Source organism: Anaerotignum sp. (assembly GCF_051877975.1).
In the GTDB taxonomy this organism is placed as follows: Bacteria; Bacillota; Clostridia; order Lachnospirales; family Anaerotignaceae; genus Anaerotignum_A.
This window is the reverse complement of sequence record NZ_JBJEJK010000038.1, coordinates 1-22,210: the sequence shown is the minus strand read 5'-3', so window position 1 is coordinate 22,210 and position 22,210 is coordinate 1. Positions and strand designations below refer to the sequence as shown.

The 22,210-nt window shown below is 48.0% G+C and carries 13 protein-coding genes, 1 pseudogene and 1 CRISPR repeat array; of the genes and pseudogenes, 3 read left to right on the top strand and 11 right to left on the bottom strand.

The genetic code is table 11. The features are described 5' to 3' along the window. Positions 1-186: 186 nt before the first annotated feature. A pseudogene (locus ACI39P_RS06320) lies at positions 187-578 on the bottom strand (DUF4143 domain-containing protein); the annotation flags it as partial. Positions 579-888: 310 nt separating this feature from the next. On the opposite strand from ACI39P_RS06320, the gene rbr reads away from it, so the two are divergent. Next, on the top strand, positions 889-1,437 hold the full coding sequence (gene rbr, locus ACI39P_RS06315) for a rubrerythrin (RefSeq protein WP_439719826.1): 549 nt from the start codon (positions 889-891) through the stop codon (positions 1,435-1,437). Positions 1,438-1,541: 104 nt separating this feature from the next. Here the strand turns inward: rbr and ACI39P_RS06310 are convergent, their stop codons facing one another. Together ACI39P_RS06310 and ACI39P_RS06305 are read right to left on the bottom strand one after the other, a co-directional pair. Beyond that, positions 1,542-1,694: a rubredoxin gene (locus ACI39P_RS06310; protein WP_439719825.1), complete on the bottom strand. Its 153-nt coding sequence runs from the start codon at positions 1,692-1,694 to the stop codon at positions 1,542-1,544. Positions 1,695-1,745: 51 nt separating this feature from the next. After that, entirely contained in the window at positions 1,746-2,609 is an 864-nt protein-coding gene (locus tag ACI39P_RS06305; RefSeq protein ID WP_439719824.1) for a nitroreductase family protein, read from the bottom strand. 388 nt (positions 2,610-2,997) lie between these two features. Here ACI39P_RS06305 and ACI39P_RS06300 point away from each other — a divergent pair, with 388 nt between their 5' ends. Then, entirely contained in the window at positions 2,998-4,788 is a 1,791-nt protein-coding gene (locus ACI39P_RS06300; RefSeq protein WP_439719823.1) for a flavin reductase, read from the top strand. Between the two features lie 123 nt (positions 4,789-4,911). Here the strand turns inward: ACI39P_RS06300 and ACI39P_RS06295 are convergent, their stop codons facing one another. After that, positions 4,912-5,295, bottom strand: a complete 384-nt coding sequence (locus tag ACI39P_RS06295) for a desulfoferrodoxin family protein (protein WP_439719822.1) — start codon at positions 5,293-5,295, stop codon at positions 4,912-4,914. Positions 5,296-5,480: 185 nt separating this feature from the next. Between ACI39P_RS06295 and ACI39P_RS06290 the strand changes: the two genes are divergently transcribed. Continuing rightward, positions 5,481-6,125, top strand: coding sequence for a cyclic nucleotide-binding domain-containing protein (locus ACI39P_RS06290; protein ID WP_439719821.1), 645 nt, complete (start codon positions 5,481-5,483; stop codon positions 6,123-6,125). A 612-nt stretch (positions 6,126-6,737) separates the two neighbouring features. Beyond that, positions 6,738-14,050: direct repeats of the CRISPR family, unit length 33 nt; unit sequence ATTTCTACTCACACGCCTCTTGCGAGGCGCGAC. Positions 14,051-14,205: 155 nt separating this feature from the next. On the opposite strand, the gene cas2 is transcribed toward ACI39P_RS06290, so the two are convergent. The 7 genes from cas2 to cas3 all read right to left on the bottom strand — a co-directional run bounded on the left by cas2 (position 14,206) and on the right by cas3 (position 21,809). Further along, entirely contained in the window at positions 14,206-14,496 is a 291-nt protein-coding gene (cas2, locus tag ACI39P_RS06285; protein ID WP_439719820.1) for a CRISPR-associated endonuclease Cas2, read from the bottom strand. Between the two features lie 9 nt (positions 14,497-14,505). Continuing rightward, positions 14,506-15,528, bottom strand: a complete 1,023-nt coding sequence (gene cas1c, locus ACI39P_RS06280; protein ID WP_439719819.1) for a type I-C CRISPR-associated endonuclease Cas1c — start codon at positions 15,526-15,528, stop codon at positions 14,506-14,508. Then, complete coding sequence (gene cas4 / locus ACI39P_RS06275; protein WP_439719818.1) at positions 15,525-16,154, bottom strand: CRISPR-associated protein Cas4; 630 nt, start codon at positions 16,152-16,154, stop codon at positions 15,525-15,527. Before cas4 ends, cas1c begins: the two co-directional genes overlap by 4 nt. Continuing rightward, entirely contained in the window at positions 16,151-17,011 is an 861-nt protein-coding gene (cas7c, locus tag ACI39P_RS06270) for a type I-C CRISPR-associated protein Cas7/Csd2 (protein ID WP_439719817.1), read from the bottom strand. Before cas7c ends, cas4 begins: the two co-directional genes overlap by 4 nt. Next, positions 17,001-18,821 carry a type I-C CRISPR-associated protein Cas8c/Csd1 gene (gene cas8c / locus ACI39P_RS06265; protein ID WP_439719816.1) on the bottom strand — a complete coding sequence of 607 codons (1,821 nt, stop codon included), beginning with the start codon at positions 18,819-18,821 and terminating at the stop codon, positions 17,001-17,003. Before cas8c ends, cas7c begins: the two co-directional genes overlap by 11 nt. Then, positions 18,815-19,543: a type I-C CRISPR-associated protein Cas5c gene (gene cas5c / locus ACI39P_RS06260; RefSeq protein WP_439719815.1), complete on the bottom strand. Its 729-nt coding sequence runs from the start codon at positions 19,541-19,543 to the stop codon at positions 18,815-18,817. Before cas5c ends, cas8c begins: the two co-directional genes overlap by 7 nt. Positions 19,544-19,631: 88 nt before the next feature. Next, the gene (cas3, locus tag ACI39P_RS06255; RefSeq protein WP_439719814.1) at positions 19,632-21,809 is read right to left on the bottom strand and encodes a CRISPR-associated helicase Cas3'; all 2,178 of its coding nucleotides are present in this window, start codon (positions 21,807-21,809) and stop codon (positions 19,632-19,634) included. Between the last annotated feature and the right edge of the window lie 401 nt (positions 21,810-22,210).

Sequence of the window (22,210 nt, the reverse complement as noted above, 5' to 3'; positions counted from 1 at the left end):
GCCAGGCAGATATCTTGGTGATATGACGGTGTGAAAATTTTTCTGTAAATAGGCTTTCTATGATAGGATTTAAAGGCTGAACAGAAGTATTTCCAACTATCCGGCCTTACAGACACTATAGTAACTAAATGCAGGCATGTCAAGAAAATCCTGATTTTTCAGGACTTCTGACATGCCTGTTTTCTGTTATTCGGGCAGTCTGCCGTCGTACATGATGCTCAATTCTCCATAGACACGACCCCAATTTCGAAGAGTCGCAGTCCATTTTTTGATGCCTCAAAAGTTGCCAGATACAGAGCCTTCATCAGAGCGGTAGGACTGGGAAATACACTTCTCTGGGCATTCAGGCGGCGAAGCAAACCCACATCTACCAGATAAATCTTAAATGCAGACATATCATCGTAGGCAGCCACCGGCAGGCCTGGAGCGCTGCTGCGGTAGATTTTATGCACCAGTCTTGCGTCCACCAACCACTGCAAAGCATCCTCATATTCACGGGCTCTCGCGCCCTCTTTGACAACCCGATAGATAAACTTCTTATTCTCCCTTGCCAGTTGAGACGGTATAGATTTCCAGATCGTAGAGATCTTTGGGAACTCCCTGATGTTGGGATGATTAGCACAGGTATATTTATGAGTAGTATTGTATTATCCAACGGCTCTCTTGTACATTTCAAGAGAGCCATTTTTATTCGTGCTTAAGCGCACGATGAAAAGACGAGCTTTCCTCTAGAAAGCTCTGCCTTTATGATAAAAAAAATCATTAGGAATCCAATTTTTCCCTTGACAAGTGAAAAATTTACAGATATAATGAATAAAAAATACTAAATAATAATAATTCTTATTTAGAAAAAAAGAGAGGATAAAGAGTATAAAAAGGAGGATCACTATGAAAGCATACGAAATCAAAGGCACAAAAACAGAAAAAAACCTGATGACAGCATTCGCTGGCGAATCTGAAGCAAGAAATAAATACACATACTATGCAAGCAAAGCAAAAAAAGATGGCTTTGAACAGATTGCGGCACTGTTCCTGGAAACAGCTCAGAATGAAAAAGAACATGCAAAAATTTGGTTCAAACTGCTCCACGGCGGCGAAATCGGCACAACAGCAGAAAACCTGCTGGATGCAGCAGAAGGCGAAAACTACGAATGGACAGATATGTATGCTACTTTTGCAAAAGAAGCAAAAGAAGAAGGTTTCGACCACATCGCTTATCTGTTTGAAGCAGTGGGCAAAATTGAAAAAGAACACGAAGAACGCTATCGCAAACTGCTGGCCAATGTAGAAGGCGGTCTGGTATTCTCCAGAGATGGCGATATGGTATGGCAGTGCGCAAACTGCGGTCATATCCATGTAGGCAAACAGGCGCCCCGTATGTGCCCCGTTTGCGAACATCCTCAGTCCTACTTCCAGCTGGTAGCAAAAAATTACTAATAGATAAACACAAACTCCCCTGTTTTCACAGGGGAGTTTTTTCCGTTCTTTCCACAAAAAAAGACAAAGCCACAAAAACAGCTTTGTCCTTTTTTATTTATTTCTTATTTCGCATCAAAAGCATCTTTGCCCAGACCGCAATCGGGGCAAACCCAATCAGCAGGGATATCTTCCCATTTTGTGCCGGGAGCGATACCATTGGCAGGATCGCCTACAGCTGGATTATACTCATAACCGCAAGGACAAACATAAACCATATATCTTGACCTCTTTTCAAATTTTTATTCTTTTACCTTTTCAACGCTTGCTTACAGCTTATATACTGCAACAGCGGTATGGCCTGCAGGCAGTTCCAGCGCATTGTCGCCCTGTGTCAAAGCCCATTTGCCATGCCCCATGCACTGACCTGCAGCGGCATCAAAATGTCTCATAACGATACCAATTCCCAAGTCTGCACTTACTTTATCTGTATAAGAATCGGGTTCACTTACCAGTGTAACCTGATTGTTATCCAAAACAAAACCATAAGGCTGACGGTTCAGATAGCTGGGAGAAAGTGTTGCAGCATAGAAAGACTGCCACAGCATATCTTCATAGAAGCCCATCATTTCATCCAGACCTTCAATATTGCCCCATTTGTTCAGGGAAACCATATCATAAATCCCCTTCTTGGGAGAATAATAGCCACGTTTTGCTGTGATATCTACATTAGACATATTCTTGATATTCAGACGCAGCAGCTTAGATGTCTTTTCGCCATAGCCAAATGCACAAATCGCAACAACCTTCATAGCTGTATCCAGTTTCAGAGCTTCTTTTACTTCAGCAGCATCAGCAAATGTGATCCAGCATGTGCTCATGTCCAGCTCTGTCAGCTTCAGGATCAGATCTTCCATAATATAACCACCATTGATTTCGGCATTTTCATTTTCTTCGGATAAAAGCACCAGATAGTTGGGCGCACCGATCATAAACTTTTCATAACCGGCAGTACCTTCCAAAGTCTTCTGCGCAGACTCATCAAGAACGAGTAACTGTGTTTTTACTTCAGGCAAAAGCTTAGGGCAGTTTTCGTAATATGCCTTAATTTCTCCCTGAATAGAAGCAGGCACTTTTTTCGTACGGAAAGCCCGAACAGACTTTCTATTCTGAATCATTGCAATGTAATCCATCATTGTTCCCCCTTCAAATGCGAGTTAAATAATATCTGCTATCGTAAGTTTCTGAAAGTCTTTACAAATTTCGTCTATAAAATAATTACATAAATAAAGTCTTCCACATTTGTTTCCATCATACACAACACACAAAAAAAAGTCAAGTATTATTCTCCTAATCCTTCCATGGATTCCAATGTATTTTCAGGCGATATCCGCGGAATTCTTGACACAAAAAATAAGAACTGATATACTTTATTTTAAATGGATAGTAAATGAATAGTTTTTATCAATCTTGTTGTTGTTGTGCTGGCAGCATAGCAGCTGAATCTGAGATTCTCTAATTGTATTACGATTTATATTACCAGTTCAAAAACAAAAGTAGAGACAAGAGGAGGAATCATTTGTGGAAATTTCAAAAGACATTCGCTACATTGGTGTAAATGACCATAGAATTGATTTATTCGAAAGCCAGTATGTGGTTGAAAACGGAATGGCATATAATTCTTATGTAATCCTTGACAAAAAAATTGCCGTTATGGACACGGTAGACGCCCGCTTTGGGAAAACATGGCTGAATAATCTGCTGGCTGTTTTGGGTGATCGCAAGCCTGATTATCTGATTGTGCAGCATATGGAGCCCGATCACTCCGCAAATATCGATACATTTGTGAAAAAATATCCTGATGCGAAGATCGTAGCTTCCGCCAAAGCTTTTATGATGATGCAGCAATTTTTCGGCACAGATTTTACTGAACATCAGGTTGTCGTTGCCGATGGGGATACCTTATCTCTGGGCAATCATGAACTGACCTTCGTGTCTGCTCCCATGGTGCACTGGCCCGAAGTTCTGATGACCTATGACAGTACGGACAAGGTTCTCTTCTCCGCAGATGCCTTCGGCAAATTTGGCGCTCTGGATGCGGAAGAAGAATGGGAAGACGAAGCACGCCGCTATTATTTCGGTATCGTCGGAAAATATGGTACACAGGTACAGAAGGTTTTGAAAAAGGCCGCTTTGTTGGATATTGCTACTATTTGTCCTCTGCATGGGCCCATTTTGAATGAAAATTTGGGACATTATATCGACCTGTATCAGTCTTGGTCCTCCTATGAAGCAGAAAGCGAAGGGGTTTTCATCGCGTATACCTCCGTTTATGGACATACAAAGGCTGCTGTAGAGCTGCTGGCAGAAAAACTTTCTCAAAAAGGCTGTCCAAAAGTAATCACCTGCGATCTTGCCCGCGAAGATATGGCAAAAGCAGTAGAAAATGCTTTCCGCTACAATAAATTGGTTCTGGCAACTACTACCTATAACGCCGGTATCTTCCCCTTCATGGAACATTTCATCCATGGGCTGACAGAACGTAACTTCCAGAAGCGTACCGTTGCCTTCATGGAAAACGGCAGCTGGGCTCCTTTGGCCGCAAAAGTGATGAAGGAAATGCTTTCCAAGAGCAAAGACCTTATCTTTACAGACACTACCGTCAGTCTCCTTTCTGCTCTGAGCGATGATAGCAGAGAACAGATTGAAAAACTTTCCGATGAATTGTGCTTCGACTATCTGGCACAGCAGGAAGAAACAGCCAATAAGAGCGATTTGGCGGCTCTGTTCAAAATCGGCTATGGTCTGTATGTGGTTACATCCAACGATGGCAACCGTGACAACGGCTGTATCGTAAATGCTGTTACGCAGCTTACCGATAACCCCAATCGTATTGCTGTGGGCATCAATAAAAAGAATTACTCCCATGATGTCATCAAAAAGACTGGCATTATGAATGTCAACTGTCTGTCTGTGGACGCCCCCTTCTCTGTTTTTGAAAACTTCGGTTTCCAGACCGGGGCTGAAGTAGATAAGTTTGCAAAAATGCCGCCTCTGCGTTCCGATAACGGGCTGGCTTTCCTGCATCGCTATATCAACGCCTTCTTCTCCCTGAAGGTGGAACAGTACCTTGATTTGGGCAGCCACGGTATCTTCATTTGCTCCGTGACCGAATCTCGTGTGCTTTCCGATTTGGATACCATGACCTACACATATTATCAGAAAAACGTGAAACCCAAACCGGATACAGACGGCAAAAAGGGTTGGGTATGTAAAATCTGCGGATATGTCCACGAAAGCGAAGACCTGCCCGATGATTTTATCTGCCCGCTGTGTAAACATGGCGTTGCCGATTTTGAAAAAATCGAATAATTTCTGTGTATTTCAGCAGAGCCTCTCTCATCCAGAGGCTCTGTTTTTTGTATAACAAAAAAGGATGTGGCTCATTACCACACCCTCGCTTCAGATATCTTCTTTCTTTTATCATGCTTTTGTTTAGATTTCTTTTTTCCACAGGCCATGCAGATTGCAGTATTCGTAAGCTGCAATGGCTTCTTCGCCCTCTGCCAGTGCAAAAACTGCTTCCGGTGCACCTGTGTGGTCAAGATATTTCAGCTGACCGCCCTGATTTGTATGCAGATAGATCCAAGCGATATGGTGTTCTTCCAGCATAGGGTGTGTTACATCCCCAACAACAACCTTCACTTCTCTGCCCTTAACCTCTACAACGGGTACATGTTTTTCAGATGCCCCGTCAGATGTATTGGCTTTCATCTCCTGCATTTTTTCGCCGCAGCACAGGATAGGCACGCCTTTATCCTCTACCATAACAATGATATTTTTACAGTGATTGCATTTAAAAAATCTAGGTGCTTTCATGGTTCTTCCTCCTTTTTTCTCTCTTATATAAATACTCTCTCAATACTCATTCATACTTATTTTATCTAAAAAAACCTTGCTTATTCTCCAAGTTTTCTTCGTTTTTTACTTTTCTTTTGTATGGTTTTATGATATCATACTTTTCAGAAAAAATTTGTTGCAATTGCAACAAATAGGAGGTTTTTATGGAAAATATATCAAAAAATCCACTGTTTGAAAATGTTTGTGCCGACAGTATTGAACAGATGATGTCCTGCTTCGATATCCAGAAAAAAAACTATAAGGAAAAGGATATCATCACCACCTGCGATGCCACAGGGGATTTTATCGGCCTGCTGCTGGAAGGCACTGTCTCTGTCAACCGTATCAGTATAGACGGTTCTCTGGATATGCTGGAATATCTGGAAAACACCGGCGTTTTCGGGGTTTCTTTTGCTTTCTCTAATCAAGAGGATGCCTTTATCGTCATTTGCGAAAAAGACTGTACCGTTCTCTTCATTGAAAAACAGCATCTCACCAAACGCTGTTCCAAAGCCTGCCAGCATCATACCCAAGTAGTGGAAAACCTGATGCGCCTGATGGCCGAACAGGTGGTGCATCTGACAGAAAAAGTGGATATCCTCAGCCATCGTTCCATTCGCGGCAAGCTTATGTGCTATTTCCGTATCCAGAGCACCAAACAGGGCAAGCTGACCTTTCGGCTGCCCATGTCTCTTTTGAAATTGGCAAACTATCTCTGCGTTGACCGCAGCGCCATGATGCGGGAAATCAAAAAAATGAAAGAAGAAGAAATTGTGGAGATCAACGGGGGGGAAGTGACACTATTATAAAAATCTGCTAAAAAAGGGAATTTCATTATACATGATAAAAGAAGTTCAAAATGGCACGTCCTTAGAGGAACGCATTAAAAAGAGATGCATCCTTAAAATATAAGGATTTATCCCTTTTATGCTTTTTCAATGTTCGTTTTCTTCTAAGGAATGTGGCTAGCAGTTCCGCTTAAGAAATCAACAAATTATAAAATCAATGTTTTCTTAAGCGCAGCCTACTAAAAAGGCATCTTTATGAAATTATCATAGCCTTAGAACAGAATTCAGCTCCCGGCTTTTTTTAAATAGATTCCCTTGCCGAATTTCCCCTTAGACAGAGAGATTGGCTCTTTTCCCCTGAGTCAATGCCGCTATGATCCCGGTAAATTCACTGTCCATTCTGCTATCCATATTTGACTTTCTCATACTTTCCAGAAAATGCACCGTATTTTAGGCAGGGAGGAAAACACCCTTTCTTTTATGACTGCCGCCTGATTTTTTAAGAATAACAGCTTCCTTGTATTTTTTTCGTCCCTCTCAAAACATAACACCAAAAGGTTATAGGGGGATTTTCCGATCCCCCTATGGAAAGGTGCGCCCCATGAGCTTTCACAGCACAGGTATGAAATTGTTATTTCTACTCACACGCCTCTTGCGAGGCGCGACGGAAAGTCAGATTAACCGCACCACCGCAGAAATGATTTCTACTCACACGCCTCTTGCGAGGCGCGACTATTTTGTAGTCATTCAGTAAACAATTCACGGCCATTTCTACTCACACGCCTCTTGCGAGGCGCGACGTACTGTGTGCCGAAGTAAAACGCCACCACTACGATTTCTACTCACACGCCTCTTGCGAGGCGCGACTGCTGTTCCAGCATCTCCTTTGTCTCTGTGGCAATTTCTACTCACACGCCTCTTGCGAGGCGCGACAAGGACTGCTACGACCGTACAGATGATAGTGCAATTTCTACTCACACGCCTCTTGCGAGGCGCGACCGGATCTGCACCGGATGGATTCTATCCCATCGATATTTCTACTCACACGCCTCTTGCGAGGCGCGACAACTGCATCCTGAAAGATGATGTAAATTTCGTGATTTCTACTCACACGCCTCTTGCGAGGCGCGACTAATTGCTGTGGATGGTGCTACTCCTACCATTGATTTCTACTCACACGCCTCTTGCGAGGCGCGACCATTATGGCCATTACAGCGGCAGACCTGACGGGGATTTCTACTCACACGCCTCTTGCGAGGCGCGACCGAAAACTGTAATCAAACAAAACACCCGATTTCATTTCTACTCACACGCCTCTTGCGAGGCGCGACAGCCTATGAAGGACGAAAACGGGCTGAATATTACAATTTCTACTCACACGCCTCTTGCGAGGCGCGACTTATGTATCCGCAGCATCCGGAGGCGCATTTCAATTTCTACTCACACGCCTCTTGCGAGGCGCGACCTGTGGGCAACCATGCTGTCGGATTACCACTATATTTCTACTCACACGCCTCTTGCGAGGCGCGACTTGCACAGAGACACTTATGGTGTCCATGGCAGAGATTTCTACTCACACGCCTCTTGCGAGGCGCGACGAAAGGCGAGAACATAGGTCAACTGCAAATCAAAATTTCTACTCACACGCCTCTTGCGAGGCGCGACGAAAGAGAAGTTGAATTCCAGGAATACTGCACGGATTTCTACTCACACGCCTCTTGCGAGGCGCGACGTCCTGCATTCCAGAACATGATCCGGCAGGCCAGAATTTCTACTCACACGCCTCTTGCGAGGCGCGACACCCCTGATTTTCAATATCCGATAGATGCGGACATTTCTACTCACACGCCTCTTGCGAGGCGCGACAGAAGCATTCCTGACAGATATTCTGGGCATGACAATTTCTACTCACACGCCTCTTGCGAGGCGCGACAACAGATGCGGAGCATTGCATCTGAATTCCAGACATTTCTACTCACACGCCTCTTGCGAGGCGCGACACTGAAGCAGATCAGGTCGAAAAGTCTGGAAGGAATTTCTACTCACACGCCTCTTGCGAGGCGCGACAAGACTATTCCGTAGAGGCTTCCGAGAAGATGAAAATTTCTACTCACACGCCTCTTGCGAGGCGCGACAAATATCCGGGCAGATACAGAAATGATTCGCTGTAATTTCTACTCACACGCCTCTTGCGAGGCGCGACGGCCGCTGCTTGGAAACGCATTTCATCACGGCTATTTCTACTCACACGCCTCTTGCGAGGCGCGACATGGTGTTTCTGCTTCAATGCCTTCCGCTACGCCATTTCTACTCACACGCCTCTTGCGAGGCGCGACACGAAAACTGTAATCAAACAAAACACCCGATTTCATTTCTACTCACACGCCTCTTGCGAGGCGCGACTTTTCGCTCCGCCAGTACCACAGCTTCTTTTTAGATTTCTACTCACACGCCTCTTGCGAGGCGCGACAAATTTGCAAATAAGAACTTCTTCCATTTCACCTATTTCTACTCACACGCCTCTTGCGAGGCGCGACAATTTGCACAAAGGAATTGATAATATGAATAAAATTTCTACTCACACGCCTCTTGCGAGGCGCGACAACTGAAAAATGTATATGAATCTCTGGAATCGGATTTCTACTCACACGCCTCTTGCGAGGCGCGACTTTTAACAATATCAATTCTATTGACGAACTGAAAAATTTCTACTCACACGCCTCTTGCGAGGCGCGACCTGTGGATACATCAAAGTGTATCGTTTTGGTTCATTTCTACTCACACGCCTCTTGCGAGGCGCGACGATGTTGTCATCGATGAAGAATTGAGAGAGATCCATTTCTACTCACACGCCTCTTGCGAGGCGCGACTTCCGATGAAAGATAGAGTTGTCCTGATGGAAAATTTCTACTCACACGCCTCTTGCGAGGCGCGACTCCCGCCCTGCTGGCGGAACTGGAAAAGATTGCGATTTCTACTCACACGCCTCTTGCGAGGCGCGACGGCTGGAAAACAGAAGATATGCTGGATGGTATTGATTTCTACTCACACGCCTCTTGCGAGGCGCGACCGGCCGCTGCTTGGAAACGCATTTCATCACGGCTATTTCTACTCACACGCCTCTTGCGAGGCGCGACTTAATCAAGATAAAGGAAATCAACAACAACCCAAATTTCTACTCACACGCCTCTTGCGAGGCGCGACTGGTCTGCTGGATGTCCGCAATGCAAAAAACGGATTTCTACTCACACGCCTCTTGCGAGGCGCGACAAGATAAAGAAACTGTAATCAATGCCGAATTTAATTTCTACTCACACGCCTCTTGCGAGGCGCGACTTATAAGAAATACAAGTATCTGCCTGTCCTCTGTATTTCTACTCACACGCCTCTTGCGAGGCGCGACAACTTGGGCGGCATTCCTATGGATTTGAAATTTCAATTTCTACTCACACGCCTCTTGCGAGGCGCGACCAGAAGGAATATGATGCACTGCCGGGCAGTGTAATTTCTACTCACACGCCTCTTGCGAGGCGCGACCCGATGGTGCCGCCAGCCGTCACGGCGTAAAGCATTTCTACTCACACGCCTCTTGCGAGGCGCGACGCCAAATGCGTTGGTGTCTCTGCCAGTGCTGTGGCATTTCTACTCACACGCCTCTTGCGAGGCGCGACTATGGTTCTTTTGGTATGTAACCAGATGCCGCAAATTTCTACTCACACGCCTCTTGCGAGGCGCGACTGTTTTCCTGGTTTCTTCCACCAATTTGATAGAAATTTCTACTCACACGCCTCTTGCGAGGCGCGACGGCAAACCCGTATATCTTTCTGATAACATGCCAATTTCTACTCACACGCCTCTTGCGAGGCGCGACCGTTTCCCATGGGAACGAAAATACCGGAAACAAATTTCTACTCACACGCCTCTTGCGAGGCGCGACATATAATAGCCAGCTTGCACTTTCCCCGTACTGGATTTCTACTCACACGCCTCTTGCGAGGCGCGACCTGTTTTGAACGGCTATATCAATGAGAGCGGAGAATTTCTACTCACACGCCTCTTGCGAGGCGCGACTAAATGCGGAAGGGTTGTCTGCCCGTCGGCGTAGATTTCTACTCACACGCCTCTTGCGAGGCGCGACATGTTTAAGACTGTTTTTTTGCTGTCTTTTTTCTATTTCTACTCACACGCCTCTTGCGAGGCGCGACTAAATGCGGAAGGGTTGTCTGCCCGTCGGCGTAGATTTCTACTCACACGCCTCTTGCGAGGCGCGACGGCAGAAAGGAGACCTCTTTATTCGTCCTGCCAATTTCTACTCACACGCCTCTTGCGAGGCGCGACATCTGGCATTCTTCAGGGTATCAAAAATGCGTGGATTTCTACTCACACGCCTCTTGCGAGGCGCGACCTGATCGGCCAGAGCTATACGCCGAACCTGACGAATTTCTACTCACACGCCTCTTGCGAGGCGCGACATCTGCCATCATGGGAAGCAATTCCACGATACCGATTTCTACTCACACGCCTCTTGCGAGGCGCGACGCTGATGAACCGAAAAGGCTTGCCAGACTGGATGATTTCTACTCACACGCCTCTTGCGAGGCGCGACTGTAGGTCTGCATACTGCATAGCCGTCCCCTGCAATTTCTACTCACACGCCTCTTGCGAGGCGCGACAAATCTTTTATCGGAAACCGTTGGGGCATTTATCATTTCTACTCACACGCCTCTTGCGAGGCGCGACGTCCGAGCGGTGGGAGCGCATTTAACCCGATGAATTTCTACTCACACGCCTCTTGCGAGGCGCGACATGTCTATGTTTAAATTGCCAGATGGATTTTATAATTTCTACTCACACGCCTCTTGCGAGGCGCGACCGGTGGCACCAGCGCTCCTGTGTGCCTTGGTAGATTTCTACTCACACGCCTCTTGCGAGGCGCGACGCTCCCCTGACGTGGCCGACACCATCGTCAACAACATTTCTACTCACACGCCTCTTGCGAGGCGCGACTCCTCCGGCACCGGCGGCGCATCAGGCGCAACCATTTCTACTCACACGCCTCTTGCGAGGCGCGACACAACAGCATCCACGCCGCTGCTGCGGCTGGAAATATTTCTACTCACACGCCTCTTGCGAGGCGCGACTCCCCGGCCAAATGAACATGGACGGCACTCAGCATTTCTACTCACACGCCTCTTGCGAGGCGCGACCGGCGGCTTCACGAACGGCCCGTCCATCGCGGGCATTTCTACTCACACGCCTCTTGCGAGGCGCGACCTCGCCGAGGTATTTGCGGACATAGACACGGGCATTTCTACTCACACGCCTCTTGCGAGGCGCGACCGAGGCAGCTCGTCAGGTAGGACGTGCCGTTCTCATTTCTACTCACACGCCTCTTGCGAGGCGCGACTGTTGACCAGTGCAGCTTCGGTTTTGACATTCTGATTTCTACTCACACGCCTCTTGCGAGGCGCGACGCTGCGGCGGCATCGGGGACAAGCTGATAAATTTATTTCTACTCACACGCCTCTTGCGAGGCGCGACGGCCGTGATCTTAGCCTTGCCGGGCTTGCAGGTCATTTCTACTCACACGCCTCTTGCGAGGCGCGACGCCGGACTTCTCCCGCAATATCCTCTACCGCGCCATTTCTACTCACACGCCTCTTGCGAGGCGCGACCAAAAAGCAGGATCCCGCCACCCTGACCCGTCAGATTTCTACTCACACGCCTCTTGCGAGGCGCGACAACCGCAAGGGCCAGTTCCTCGCCTGCTACACCATTTCTACTCACACGCCTCTTGCGAGGCGCGACGCCGAGCGCAGGGCCAAGGAAGAAGCCGAGCGCAATTTCTACTCACACGCCTCTTGCGAGGCGCGACGTCGAAGAACAGGCGGAAGCCTTCCAGACAGAAATTTCTACTCACACGCCTCTTGCGAGGCGCGACCTACATTCCGCATTGCAAGGCATTTTTCGTAAAATTTCTACTCACACGCCTCTTGCGAGGCGCGACTGCAATATCTTCCGGTGCAGCATTGATGATAGAATTTCTACTCACACGCCTCTTGCGAGGCGCGACGTTGGCCGTGTCGCCCTCGAGTCGCTTGACGCCATTTCTACTCACACGCCTCTTGCGAGGCGCGACACGAATGACAGCAATTTCCTCACGCAGGAGGATATTTCTACTCACACGCCTCTTGCGAGGCGCGACAGTGACAGATAGGTTATATTTTTTCCCAATTTCATTTCTACTCACACGCCTCTTGCGAGGCGCGACCAACGCCGCCAAGGCGTCCGCAGCTGTGCCGGAAATTTCTACTCACACGCCTCTTGCGAGGCGCGACACGGCAGGCAGAGCTGATTTTGCAGGAAACACAAATTTCTACTCACACGCCTCTTGCGAGGCGCGACCGCAACGGAATATAGCGTGCAACAGGAATTTTCGGATTTCTACTCACACGCCTCTTGCGAGGCGCGACGCCGAATATGGTGTAACAGCAGTCGGATACTAATATTTCTACTCACACGCCTCTTGCGAGGCGCGACGGCTGTGTCCGTTCCCGCTCGCTTCCTGAACAGGTATTTCTACTCACACGCCTCTTGCGAGGCGCGACTTCTTCAGGTCTTGCAGGTTGTAGTAGTCCCACAGATTTCTACTCACACGCCTCTTGCGAGGCGCGACCATTTTGTTCATGTGGGCGACCTACCCCATGATGATTTCTACTCACACGCCTCTTGCGAGGCGCGACCAACAGCATCCACGCCGCTGCTGCGGCTGGAAATATTTCTACTCACACGCCTCTTGCGAGGCGCGACGGCGCTTCTTTCGTGCTATACTGTACGACGAGCATTTCTACTCACACGCCTCTTGCGAGGCGCGACGCGTAGTCCAGCGAGATCCAGCCGGCGCCGCTCTTATTTCTACTCACACGCCTCTTGCGAGGCGCGACAATCAGATATGACAAAATGATGCAGATATTCCGCATTTCTACTCACACGCCTCTTGCGAGGCGCGACTACAAATGGATTGCCATTAAGTTTAGTTAAATGATTTCTACTCACACGCCTCTTGCGAGGCGCGACGGCCAAGCCCGGCCGTGTATTTTGCGCCTGCTGTGATTTCTACTCACACGCCTCTTGCGAGGCGCGACTTGGTTGCCTTCGAGGAATTATGGGGAGATGTTGATTTCTACTCACACGCCTCTTGCGAGGCGCGACCCAGATCGCATCTCATGGCAGCAGTTATTATTGATTTCTACTCACACGCCTCTTGCGAGGCGCGACAGGGTCATGGATATACTTCGGAACCACGACCAGGATTTCTACTCACACGCCTCTTGCGAGGCGCGACTACTGCCTTGAATCTCATTGTGCATGGTGGGTCATTTCTACTCACACGCCTCTTGCGAGGCGCGACCGGCGATTACCCTTACCGTCTGACCGTCCACCTCATTTCTACTCACACGCCTCTTGCGAGGCGCGACCCCCGAATCCTGAACAAACTTCAGGGGTTCGGCGATTTCTACTCACACGCCTCTTGCGAGGCGCGACATTGACGCCGAAAGAGCCGTCAAGGGTAAGTATATTTCTACTCACACGCCTCTTGCGAGGCGCGACCTGCCGCTGCCTGCCACGATTTCTTTTTTGATTCTATTTCTACTCACACGCCTCTTGCGAGGCGCGACTGGTTTTTTCCTTTCTTAAAATTGTGCTACGGCAAATTTCTACTCACACGCCTCTTGCGAGGCGCGACGAATTTTTCCAAGCGTGCGAGGGTCATTTCCTATATTTCTACTCACACGCCTCTTGCGAGGCGCGACTCTCTTTCCATCTACTCACCTGCCCCATCTGCAAATTTCTACTCACACGCCTCTTGCGAGGCGCGACCTTGCCAGCTCAGGCACGCTCCAGCCAAGTGCATTTCTACTCACACGCCTCTTGCGAGGCGCGACTGCAGCATCTTGTATTTTTCTGCGCCCCACGCCCCACATAAAGAAGCGGACTTTCTATTTCATCTTAATTTTTACCCCAAAAATACAAATTTTTTCTACTTTTCCCGGCGAACCTCTGGCACTTTCCACAGTCACCCCACCTTCGCCAAGCTGCATCAGATGATGATGACACCTTCCGGGTTATAGGTTTCTTTTGCGCCAATATGCTCCACCCGTCTTTCCCAGTGATTCCCAAGGTAATAAAACCGCAGACTGTCCTTCTCCACGTCAATCAACTTAACCAGCCGATCCTTTAGTTTTAAAAAAGCGGAGTAATCCAGATTGGCTTCAAAAACAGAATTCTGCACTCGCTGTGCATGGTTCTGGCATTCCTTCGCCACCTTTCGCAGCCTTGTTTTTCCCCCTTCGTCCACCGTGGAAACATCATAACTGATCAACACCATCATATCCTTCACCTACTTCAACAAAAAACATGGATATTCCTCCAAATCTCCTCTTACATATTTAGCAAGCAGATTGCTCTGCACATAGGGCAGCAGCCCCATGGGAATCTTCTGCTTCAAGAAGGGATGCATCAGATCTGTCCGTTTTTTCTCCTGCCATTTTGTGATGACCTTTTTCCGCCCCTCATCATTCAAATACACTGCTCCGGAAATCTGCTTTTCAAAATCCCCCTCCTGCAAAATCTGAAGATTGCACAGGGTCAGGGTAAACCGTTCCGCAATACATCGGGTCTCCTCCACCAGATCACAGGCAAGGGAACTGCGCCCGCTGCGCAGGGTATGGCAGAAGCCAATATAGCTGTCCAGCCCTACTGTTTCCAACGCAGAGGCAAATTCGGAAACATACAGAGTATACACGAAGGACAGCACTGCATTGACTGGATCCAGGGGCGGACGTTTTGTCCGATAGGTAAACGTAAAAGGCGTTTTGGGATTCGTCAGCAATTTCTCAAAAACAGAAAAATACACCTTGGCGCAATTCCCCTCAATACCGATGATTTCCTCCACCGTTTCTGCCTGATACACCCGTTCTATGCCCTCTGTCAGGGCATCCAATGCGGCCTGCAGCTCTATATCCTCCCGCAGGGAAGGGTTATCGTGAAGGGTTCTCTTGATGAGCTGCTTGGTGTTGCTGAATTTTGCCGCCATAGTATTCTGCGTCAGAAAAACCCCATTCTCCCGAAAGCGATCGATCTGCGCCACCCGCAGGAATACATTCCCCTTGGTTTCCCCGCAGACCTTCGCCAAAAACCGCCCCTGGGGAGAAATAAAATTAATGGGGATAGATTTGCTGACACATTTGCCCATCAGCGCCGGCGAACAGCCCAGATAATTGAAGCAAACGATATTTTCTACATTGTCGAAAGGAATCCGAAATTTCGTTTCGTTCTCTATTTTGCAGACAAGATTTTCTCCATCCAAGCAAAGATACGCCAGCTCATTGGTGATGTAGATGGTATTCAAAAGCTTCCTCATGGCTCATCCAGCTCCTTTATGATACTTCGGATTCTTTTGCTCTTTTTTATGGAAGGCATGCACAAGTCCTTCATGGAACAGCCGCTGCATTTCTGTCCCTTTTTCTTCGGAGGGATTATGCCCCGCTCCAGATAACTCCGCATTTCCCCCAGCAATTCCTTCAAATGGGCGTCATATTCCGGCGCCTTTTCCCGCAGGGGCAGCTCCACCCGTTTCTTCTTATCGGCATAATATAAATAAGTGTCACAGTCGCAGTGGAACACAGAATCCACGCAAAGCTTCTGGGCGAACACCTGCATCAGGTCGTCATAGCGAAACAGGCCCTCCTTGGGCATAGTGGGCTTATATTCCACAATGGCAAGCTTCTCCTGCTGCACCTCCAAGCAATCCACCACGCCAAACAGACCGTATTCCTCCCCATCGCAATACACAGGGACAGAGGTATACACCTTTTTCCCCTTGGCCGTATAGGAACGTTCCGGGTCGTGGACGCGGCTATGGAGCAGGTTTGCCTTGGTCACAAATACATTTTCCGCCCATGCCCGGTCAATCTCCAAAAGCCCCCAGCGGTGGGGGCAATAGAGATAATGCTGTATGGAGCGGATGTTCAATGTGGGTTCTATCATATCTTGGAGATCAGCGTGACACCATCGGGCATTTCGCTGTCCACCGTAATTTCATAATCGGTGAATTTTCTAGGGGGCATGGTTTCGTCCTTCAAGGATACCTGAATCTTATCGAACAGCACATGGGAGGGGCTGTTGCCCAGCAGGCTGTCATGCTTGAATACATACAGCTTTCTCATGCACATCTTGCCCCGAGCCGCACTATGGTCATTTTCAAACATATTCACAATAGCTGTCCAGAGCAGCTCCACATCTTCCTCGCTCAAGCCTGTTACCTTCTGGGCCAATGCCGCGGAGATATACCCTTCTCCGCGGTACAGAGCATAAGGGATCACGCTCTTTTTCCCCATTTCTGTACTGCCGGTTTCTGCTCTGTCCTCTGTGGTGCGGGCCTGACGGGTAATGGTCACATCCTGAATATTGATGGGGGAAAGGCTTCTTGCAAAATTGATCTGCACAGGGCCTCTGACGATACCGCAGGGATTATCCCCCGTTGCCATTACCGCACCAAAGGCACGCACATCAAAATAATTTTCACACATAAATGCTCTGGCTTTCTCCACATCCTCTGTATTTTTTCCTTTTTCCTTCAGCTTCAAGCCTTCCTTTTCATAGGCTTCCGCAAATTTCGTGTTCAATGCCTTGTCCGGTTTAATCAGGATGTTATAGCCCTCTTCCCCTTCCTTGCACAGCTCCACATAATTGCGGATTTTCCGTTTCAGGCAGACATCGGTAATATAGCCATGGCCTGTTTCCGCATCCATTCTGGGGGAGTTGCCTGCGTCGGGATCTCCGTTGGGGTTCCCATTTTCTACATCAAAAAGCATTACAAAATCATATCTGTTTTCAATCGCCATATTGCTGCGCCTCCTCTGTCTGTTCGTCCTTTTTTGCAAAATAGCTCTGGTGCTGCTGATAATAGCCCAGCATGAATTTTCCCTGCTCTACCAAGGGAAGGGTGTTGGGAAATTCACAGGGCATCAATTCTACCACTTCACCGATCTGTTTTCTGTAAAAGCCCCCATGGGCCGCCTTCCCGAAGTGATTTTCCGCCAGCTTCAGCAGCTTAGGAAATACCACCGCCGGCATAGCCGCCGCCGAAGCAAAATACGCATCTTTAATGGTTCTGTTCAGGCTGTTGCCGGAAGCATCCTGCTGCAGCCGTTCCAGTATTGCAAAGAGCCTGCCGCACAAATACGCCTCGTTTCTGTTTTCTCTGTCCAATGCCACCTGTAATTCCTCCTTTTTCCCGTTCTTTCTGCATTCCCGATTGATATATGCCTTTAAGATGCCTGCCCGCACCCGGTTGCGGTCCATGTCCTTGTCGATTTTTCCCCTTCTGACCACTGTTTCCAAAAGGGCAAAGGGATAGGGACTGCCGTATAGGATAGCCTCCAACAGCTTGGAAAGCAGCGCCGGGTCTGCCGATTCATTTTTGCTTTTGGGCGAAATCAGTTCCCTTTTGATGCCCCAAAGGGGAATGGGACGCAGTCCTTCGCCCATCTGCAAATCCTTCTGATGCATGGCAACATGGAGCAGGATATCGCCAAATTTCTGCCGATAAAGGAATTTCACCGCCAGTCGGGAAGAATTGGGCTTCAAGCCCACCATATAAAACTCCACATCCGGGTCGATTTCATCGATGGCGGCAAGGCGTTCCGCTGTGATAGCCCCCTCCGCTGCTTCCTTTGTTAAATTTTCCAAAAATTTCTCCGTTTTTTCCGCATCCAGCTTTTCGGAAGAATCAAACAGCAGAGCAGACAACAAATCCTCGCAGGTTTCCTTGCCATCCATGGCCCAAAATACCACCGTCACATCATCCAGCAGTACCCTATGTTTTTTATCTGCCAAAAGCTTATTCAGGGCTTCTGTATATTTTTGCATGGCCTTCTGGGAAATGCTGCTGTTGTAGGATTGCTCGTTTCCATAGGAATTTTCCGAAGGATTATTGAAGCCGATCAACACAGAACCCGTTGCCAGGCCCCCATAAACCCCTTTGATCTTTCCGTGGATTCTGGCAATTTCCGCCTCCTCGCCGGTAATGGCACATTGGCCCGTCAGCCCGCCATCCTCCTGTCCTTTGCTTTGGAACAGATTCTCCCATCTTTCCTTTACAAGAGGCTCCTCATGCAGGAGTGTCTCAGAATCATTCCACAGGCAGAAAGCATAACCGGCACTGCTGTATGCCTTTCCCAGCCCCAAAAGCTTCGGGTTTTCCCTTTCCTCCTCCGGCTTCCAGTTTTGGAGAAAGGCCCGAAAGGCGTTGACCAAGGGAGTGTCTATCCCCTCCAGAAATGCCAGATTTTTCTCCACAAAGGCTTCATGGGATTTTTTTGCCTTGTTAGTCTTATCCTCCGGCGTAAGCCCATCCTTTTCATAATTCAGGCCAAATAGATATAAGGGGCGATGTTCGATGATATTTGCATCGATCCCCGGCTTTTCCGTTCGCTGGGGCATGATTTCATCCCTTGGTACTGTTTTTTCCTTTGTTTTCCCCTTTGCCCCCGGAACGATTTCCTTCTTCTGATGGTCGATGATTTCACTTATTTTACCGTCCTCTGTCAAGGCCACCTTATAATGCACCTTCACATTGGAATAGCCTTCCGCCAGCACCTTTCCCTCTCTCGCCAAAATATCATAATAGTCACAGAGTGCTTTGATCAGCATTTTATCTCCCTCCTGTGCTTTTCCACATCGATGATGCCCTCTACCATGTGGGGTCTGTAATACAGGGTGGTGGCTTTATCGGAGAAAAGAGGATTTTCCCAGTCCCCGTTGAGGGGCTTGCCGCCATCGGCAAATTGGACGCCATAGCTCATAAAGCCCAGATCCACGTCTCCCATTTCCACAATTTCTTTTTCAATCTGGCTCAGATCGAAATCCTCCACCAATTCCAGCCGCTTCACGGGAAATTCACTGCACCCCAGGCAGGGCGTTCTGAATTGCTGCCCCTTTTCCAGTCTGCGCTTGATGATGTTGTAATGCTTTTTCTCCCCGTCCGTTTCCTCATCAGCCTTTAGCCCCGTCAATTCAAAGTGAAATTCCACCCCATACTTCACATTTTTCAGCACCATGGCGGCCCGCTGGCTTCTGCTTTCCGCCGTATAGATGCAGGGATCGCCGCCTTTTCCGCTCATCTGGCTTTTGACGGCGGAATATTTCACCTTTTCCTTTACCTCGTTCCGACGGATATTGGCGAAGTCGATTTTATGGAACACCACAATGCGGTCGATAACATATTTGATAGCTGGCTTCCAATAAATACTTTTCAGCAGCCCTTCTAATGCCCCCGGCGTCGGCACATCATAGCTGACCCGCTCCACCTTCAAGGCCGGGTTGGTAAAGCAGGCATAATCCCCCTCGATGATTACCTTAAATCCGTAGCCCATGTGGTTCACTCCTTTCCATTGCGTTCCTTTTGCCCTGTTTCCAAAAGCAGGACTTTTCTTTCAACTGTTTTCTTTCCCCTTATGTTTATTATATAATGTAGTCCTGTCCAGAAAACAGGACACCCAGCTGTTTGTCATAATAATCTTCACTGGTCAGGCACCAGATTCCATCATAATTTTCCACAACGTGCTGCTTTTGCAGTTCTTCCAATTCCTTTTGACGGATAGAGAAGGTATATTTCTGCAGCCTTCTGCTGTTGGGGAAGCCCCTCCTGCAATCTTCGATCAATGCTCTGCTTTCCTCATCCCGCAGAGCCACCACAGAGATATTTTTCTGTTCAATGAGGGCAAATGCTGCGGCATAGGTCTGAAAATCAATGCTCTCGATGCCCCGGCAGTATTTTTCCATGGCATATTTTGTAAATTCCTCATTCTTTTCGGAAAAGACCTTCCGATAATAGGAATCGATGCTTTCCAAAGAGGAAATATCGGGAAAGGCCATGATGCTTTCCCGGGCAAACTGCTCCTTGGGTTTCAGGGGCTTGTCCTCCTTTTCTTTTAGCCGGAAAATGCTTACCATAGCATCGGATCGCTTGCCTTCCCGGTTGCACCTGCCCCCGGCCTGCAAAATGCTGTCCAGCCCCGCCAGTTCCCGATACACTGCGGAAAAATCCAAATCGACACCCGCTTCAATGAGGGAGGTGGAAATGACTGTAATCCGTTTTTCCTCCGGCACCTGCTGCAAATCAGGATATGCCTCCTCCAAGGCCGCAAGCTGCCCTCGGATTTCGGCAATGACCTCTTTTCTGTCGAAAGCCGTCATATAGGTGGAAAGATGATATTTCCTTCCGCTGCATTTTTCGTATAGCTCTCGGGCAGTCTTTTTCTCGTTCACCACAATCAGGGCCGAAGGTGCTTCCATAGCCCTTTGCAGCAAAGCCTCCTCCGAAAGAAAACCGATATCTGCAAAGCTGCATTTTGCAAATTTTCCGAAAGCGGAGGTATCTGTTATCAGGTCTACTATAGTGCTGTCAGGCAGGGTATATCTTTGCAGCAGCTCTTTAAAATCGGGCATGGTGGCTGTCAGAAAAATGGCTTCGCTGTTCAGATATCTGGTCAGATAGACGATGGCCTCCAAGCAGGGCTGCAAAAATCCCTCGGGCATCAGATGGGCTTCATCAAAAATCAAAATGCTGTCTGCCATATTGTGCAGCTTCCGCAGCCTGCTGCGGCGGTTGGAATAGATGGATTCAAAAAACTGTACCGCTGTGGTGATGATGACCTGTGCATCCCAGTTTTCACAGGCCAGCTTGGCGGTTTTTCTTTCGTCCTCATCCATATCTGCATCGTCATAGGAAAAGGTAGACTGATGCCGCAAAATCTCCATATCCTTTCCAAATAAATCCTGGAATACCTCCGCCGTCTGCTCGATGATGCTGTTGTAGGGAATGATATAGATGATGCGCTTTTTGCCGCTGTTTTCCCGCAGCACTCTTTGCAGCGCCACCTTCATGCTGCACAAGGTTTTCCCGCTGCCTGTGGGCATATGCATCAGGTAGATTTCTCCATCCTTTTCCGCATTTTGAAAGGCCTGTGCCTGCAAGCGGCCCCTTGCTTTCTGCAGCTCTGTTTGACATACAAAGCTGTCGAATCTTTTTTCCAGCTTTTCCAGACAGGCAGCAAAATCTGCTTTCAGGGAACGGTTCTTGCTGCCGCCCATAAAAATAGCTGTATCCAAAGAATCGGCATCTACCAGGCAGGAAAAGCAATAGCGGGTGAAAAAAGCAAATTTATCGTATACCTGCTCCTTCTTCCTGCAGTCCCGCAATAAAAACTGCTGAAATTCTTTCTCCGCCAGCTTTGGCAGCTCCAGCTCCCTTTCATATGCACTAAAATCCTCAAAACTGCGCTTCATCCTGCCTGCCAAGGTTGGCAGATCCGCAGTATCTCCCCCCGCCATGCCATCAGGGATCCCCGTATGGTGGCCAGAGATACAATAGGCCATCATCCATGCGGCAGCATTGGTATAATGCTTTCGGGCAGCCAACGCCCCGCAGGTGGAATGCTCCACCCGGATGTTTTCCCCGCAGATCCTTTTCTGGAAGGAAGGCTGATATTTTCCCACATCGTGGAGCAAGCCCATGGCATAAACCACTTCCTTGCATTCTTTCGCCGCAATACCAGCCGCTAAGGCCGCCGTATTCTCACAATGCTCCTTTACGGATTGAATTTGCCCTGTGTCCTCGTTTCTATGTGCTTGATACATCACTATCCCCCCATATCTGCACTTTCTTTTCATAATATCATAATTTCACATAATATTCATCACGTTTCGACGCTTTTTATGCAATTTTCCCATGTGCATTAAAAAAATTAAGCCGAACCGATAAATATAAAGTTATCAGGGCAAAAATTTTTGACTGTCTTGTTCTAATAATGGTATCTTACATGTTATACCAGGCCTTTCCAAAGGAGATTTTTCAGAATATGAGCCGTAAAACAGTCCATCGGATCATGACGCAATGGAAAAGTTTTTTGATTTTCCAAAAATTCCAGTCCATGGTCCTTTTTAAGCAAGAATCGATTGAATGCCCAATCATCAATAGATCAAGGGATAACGTATAATTAGTTTCGCAAATTCAATTTCATAAAAATAGACATGGTCTA

Coding starts and splice junctions, on each gene's coding strand:
- rbr (WP_439719826.1), top strand. CDS start 889: ATGAAAGCATACGAAATCAAAGGCACAAAAACAGAAAAAAACCTGATG.
- ACI39P_RS06310 (WP_439719825.1), bottom strand. CDS start 1,694: ATGGTTTATGTTTGTCCTTGCGGTTATGAGTATAATCCAGCTGTAGGC.
- ACI39P_RS06305 (WP_439719824.1), bottom strand. CDS start 2,609: ATGGATTACATTGCAATGATTCAGAATAGAAAGTCTGTTCGGGCTTTC.
- ACI39P_RS06295 (WP_439719822.1), bottom strand. CDS start 5,295: ATGAAAGCACCTAGATTTTTTAAATGCAATCACTGTAAAAATATCATT.
- ACI39P_RS06290 (WP_439719821.1), top strand. CDS start 5,481: ATGGAAAATATATCAAAAAATCCACTGTTTGAAAATGTTTGTGCCGAC.
- cas2 (WP_439719820.1), bottom strand. CDS start 14,496: ATGATGGTGTTGATCAGTTATGATGTTTCCACGGTGGACGAAGGGGGA.
- cas1c (WP_439719819.1), bottom strand. CDS start 15,528: ATGAGGAAGCTTTTGAATACCATCTACATCACCAATGAGCTGGCGTAT.
- cas4 (WP_439719818.1), bottom strand. CDS start 16,154: ATGATAGAACCCACATTGAACATCCGCTCCATACAGCATTATCTCTAT.
- cas7c (WP_439719817.1), bottom strand. CDS start 17,011: ATGGCGATTGAAAACAGATATGATTTTGTAATGCTTTTTGATGTAGAA.
- cas8c (WP_439719816.1), bottom strand. CDS start 18,821: ATGCTGATCAAAGCACTCTGTGACTATTATGATATTTTGGCGAGAGAG.
- cas5c (WP_439719815.1), bottom strand. CDS start 19,543: ATGGGCTACGGATTTAAGGTAATCATCGAGGGGGATTATGCCTGCTTT.
- cas3 (WP_439719814.1), bottom strand. CDS start 21,809: ATGTATCAAGCACATAGAAACGAGGACACAGGGCAAATTCAATCCGTA.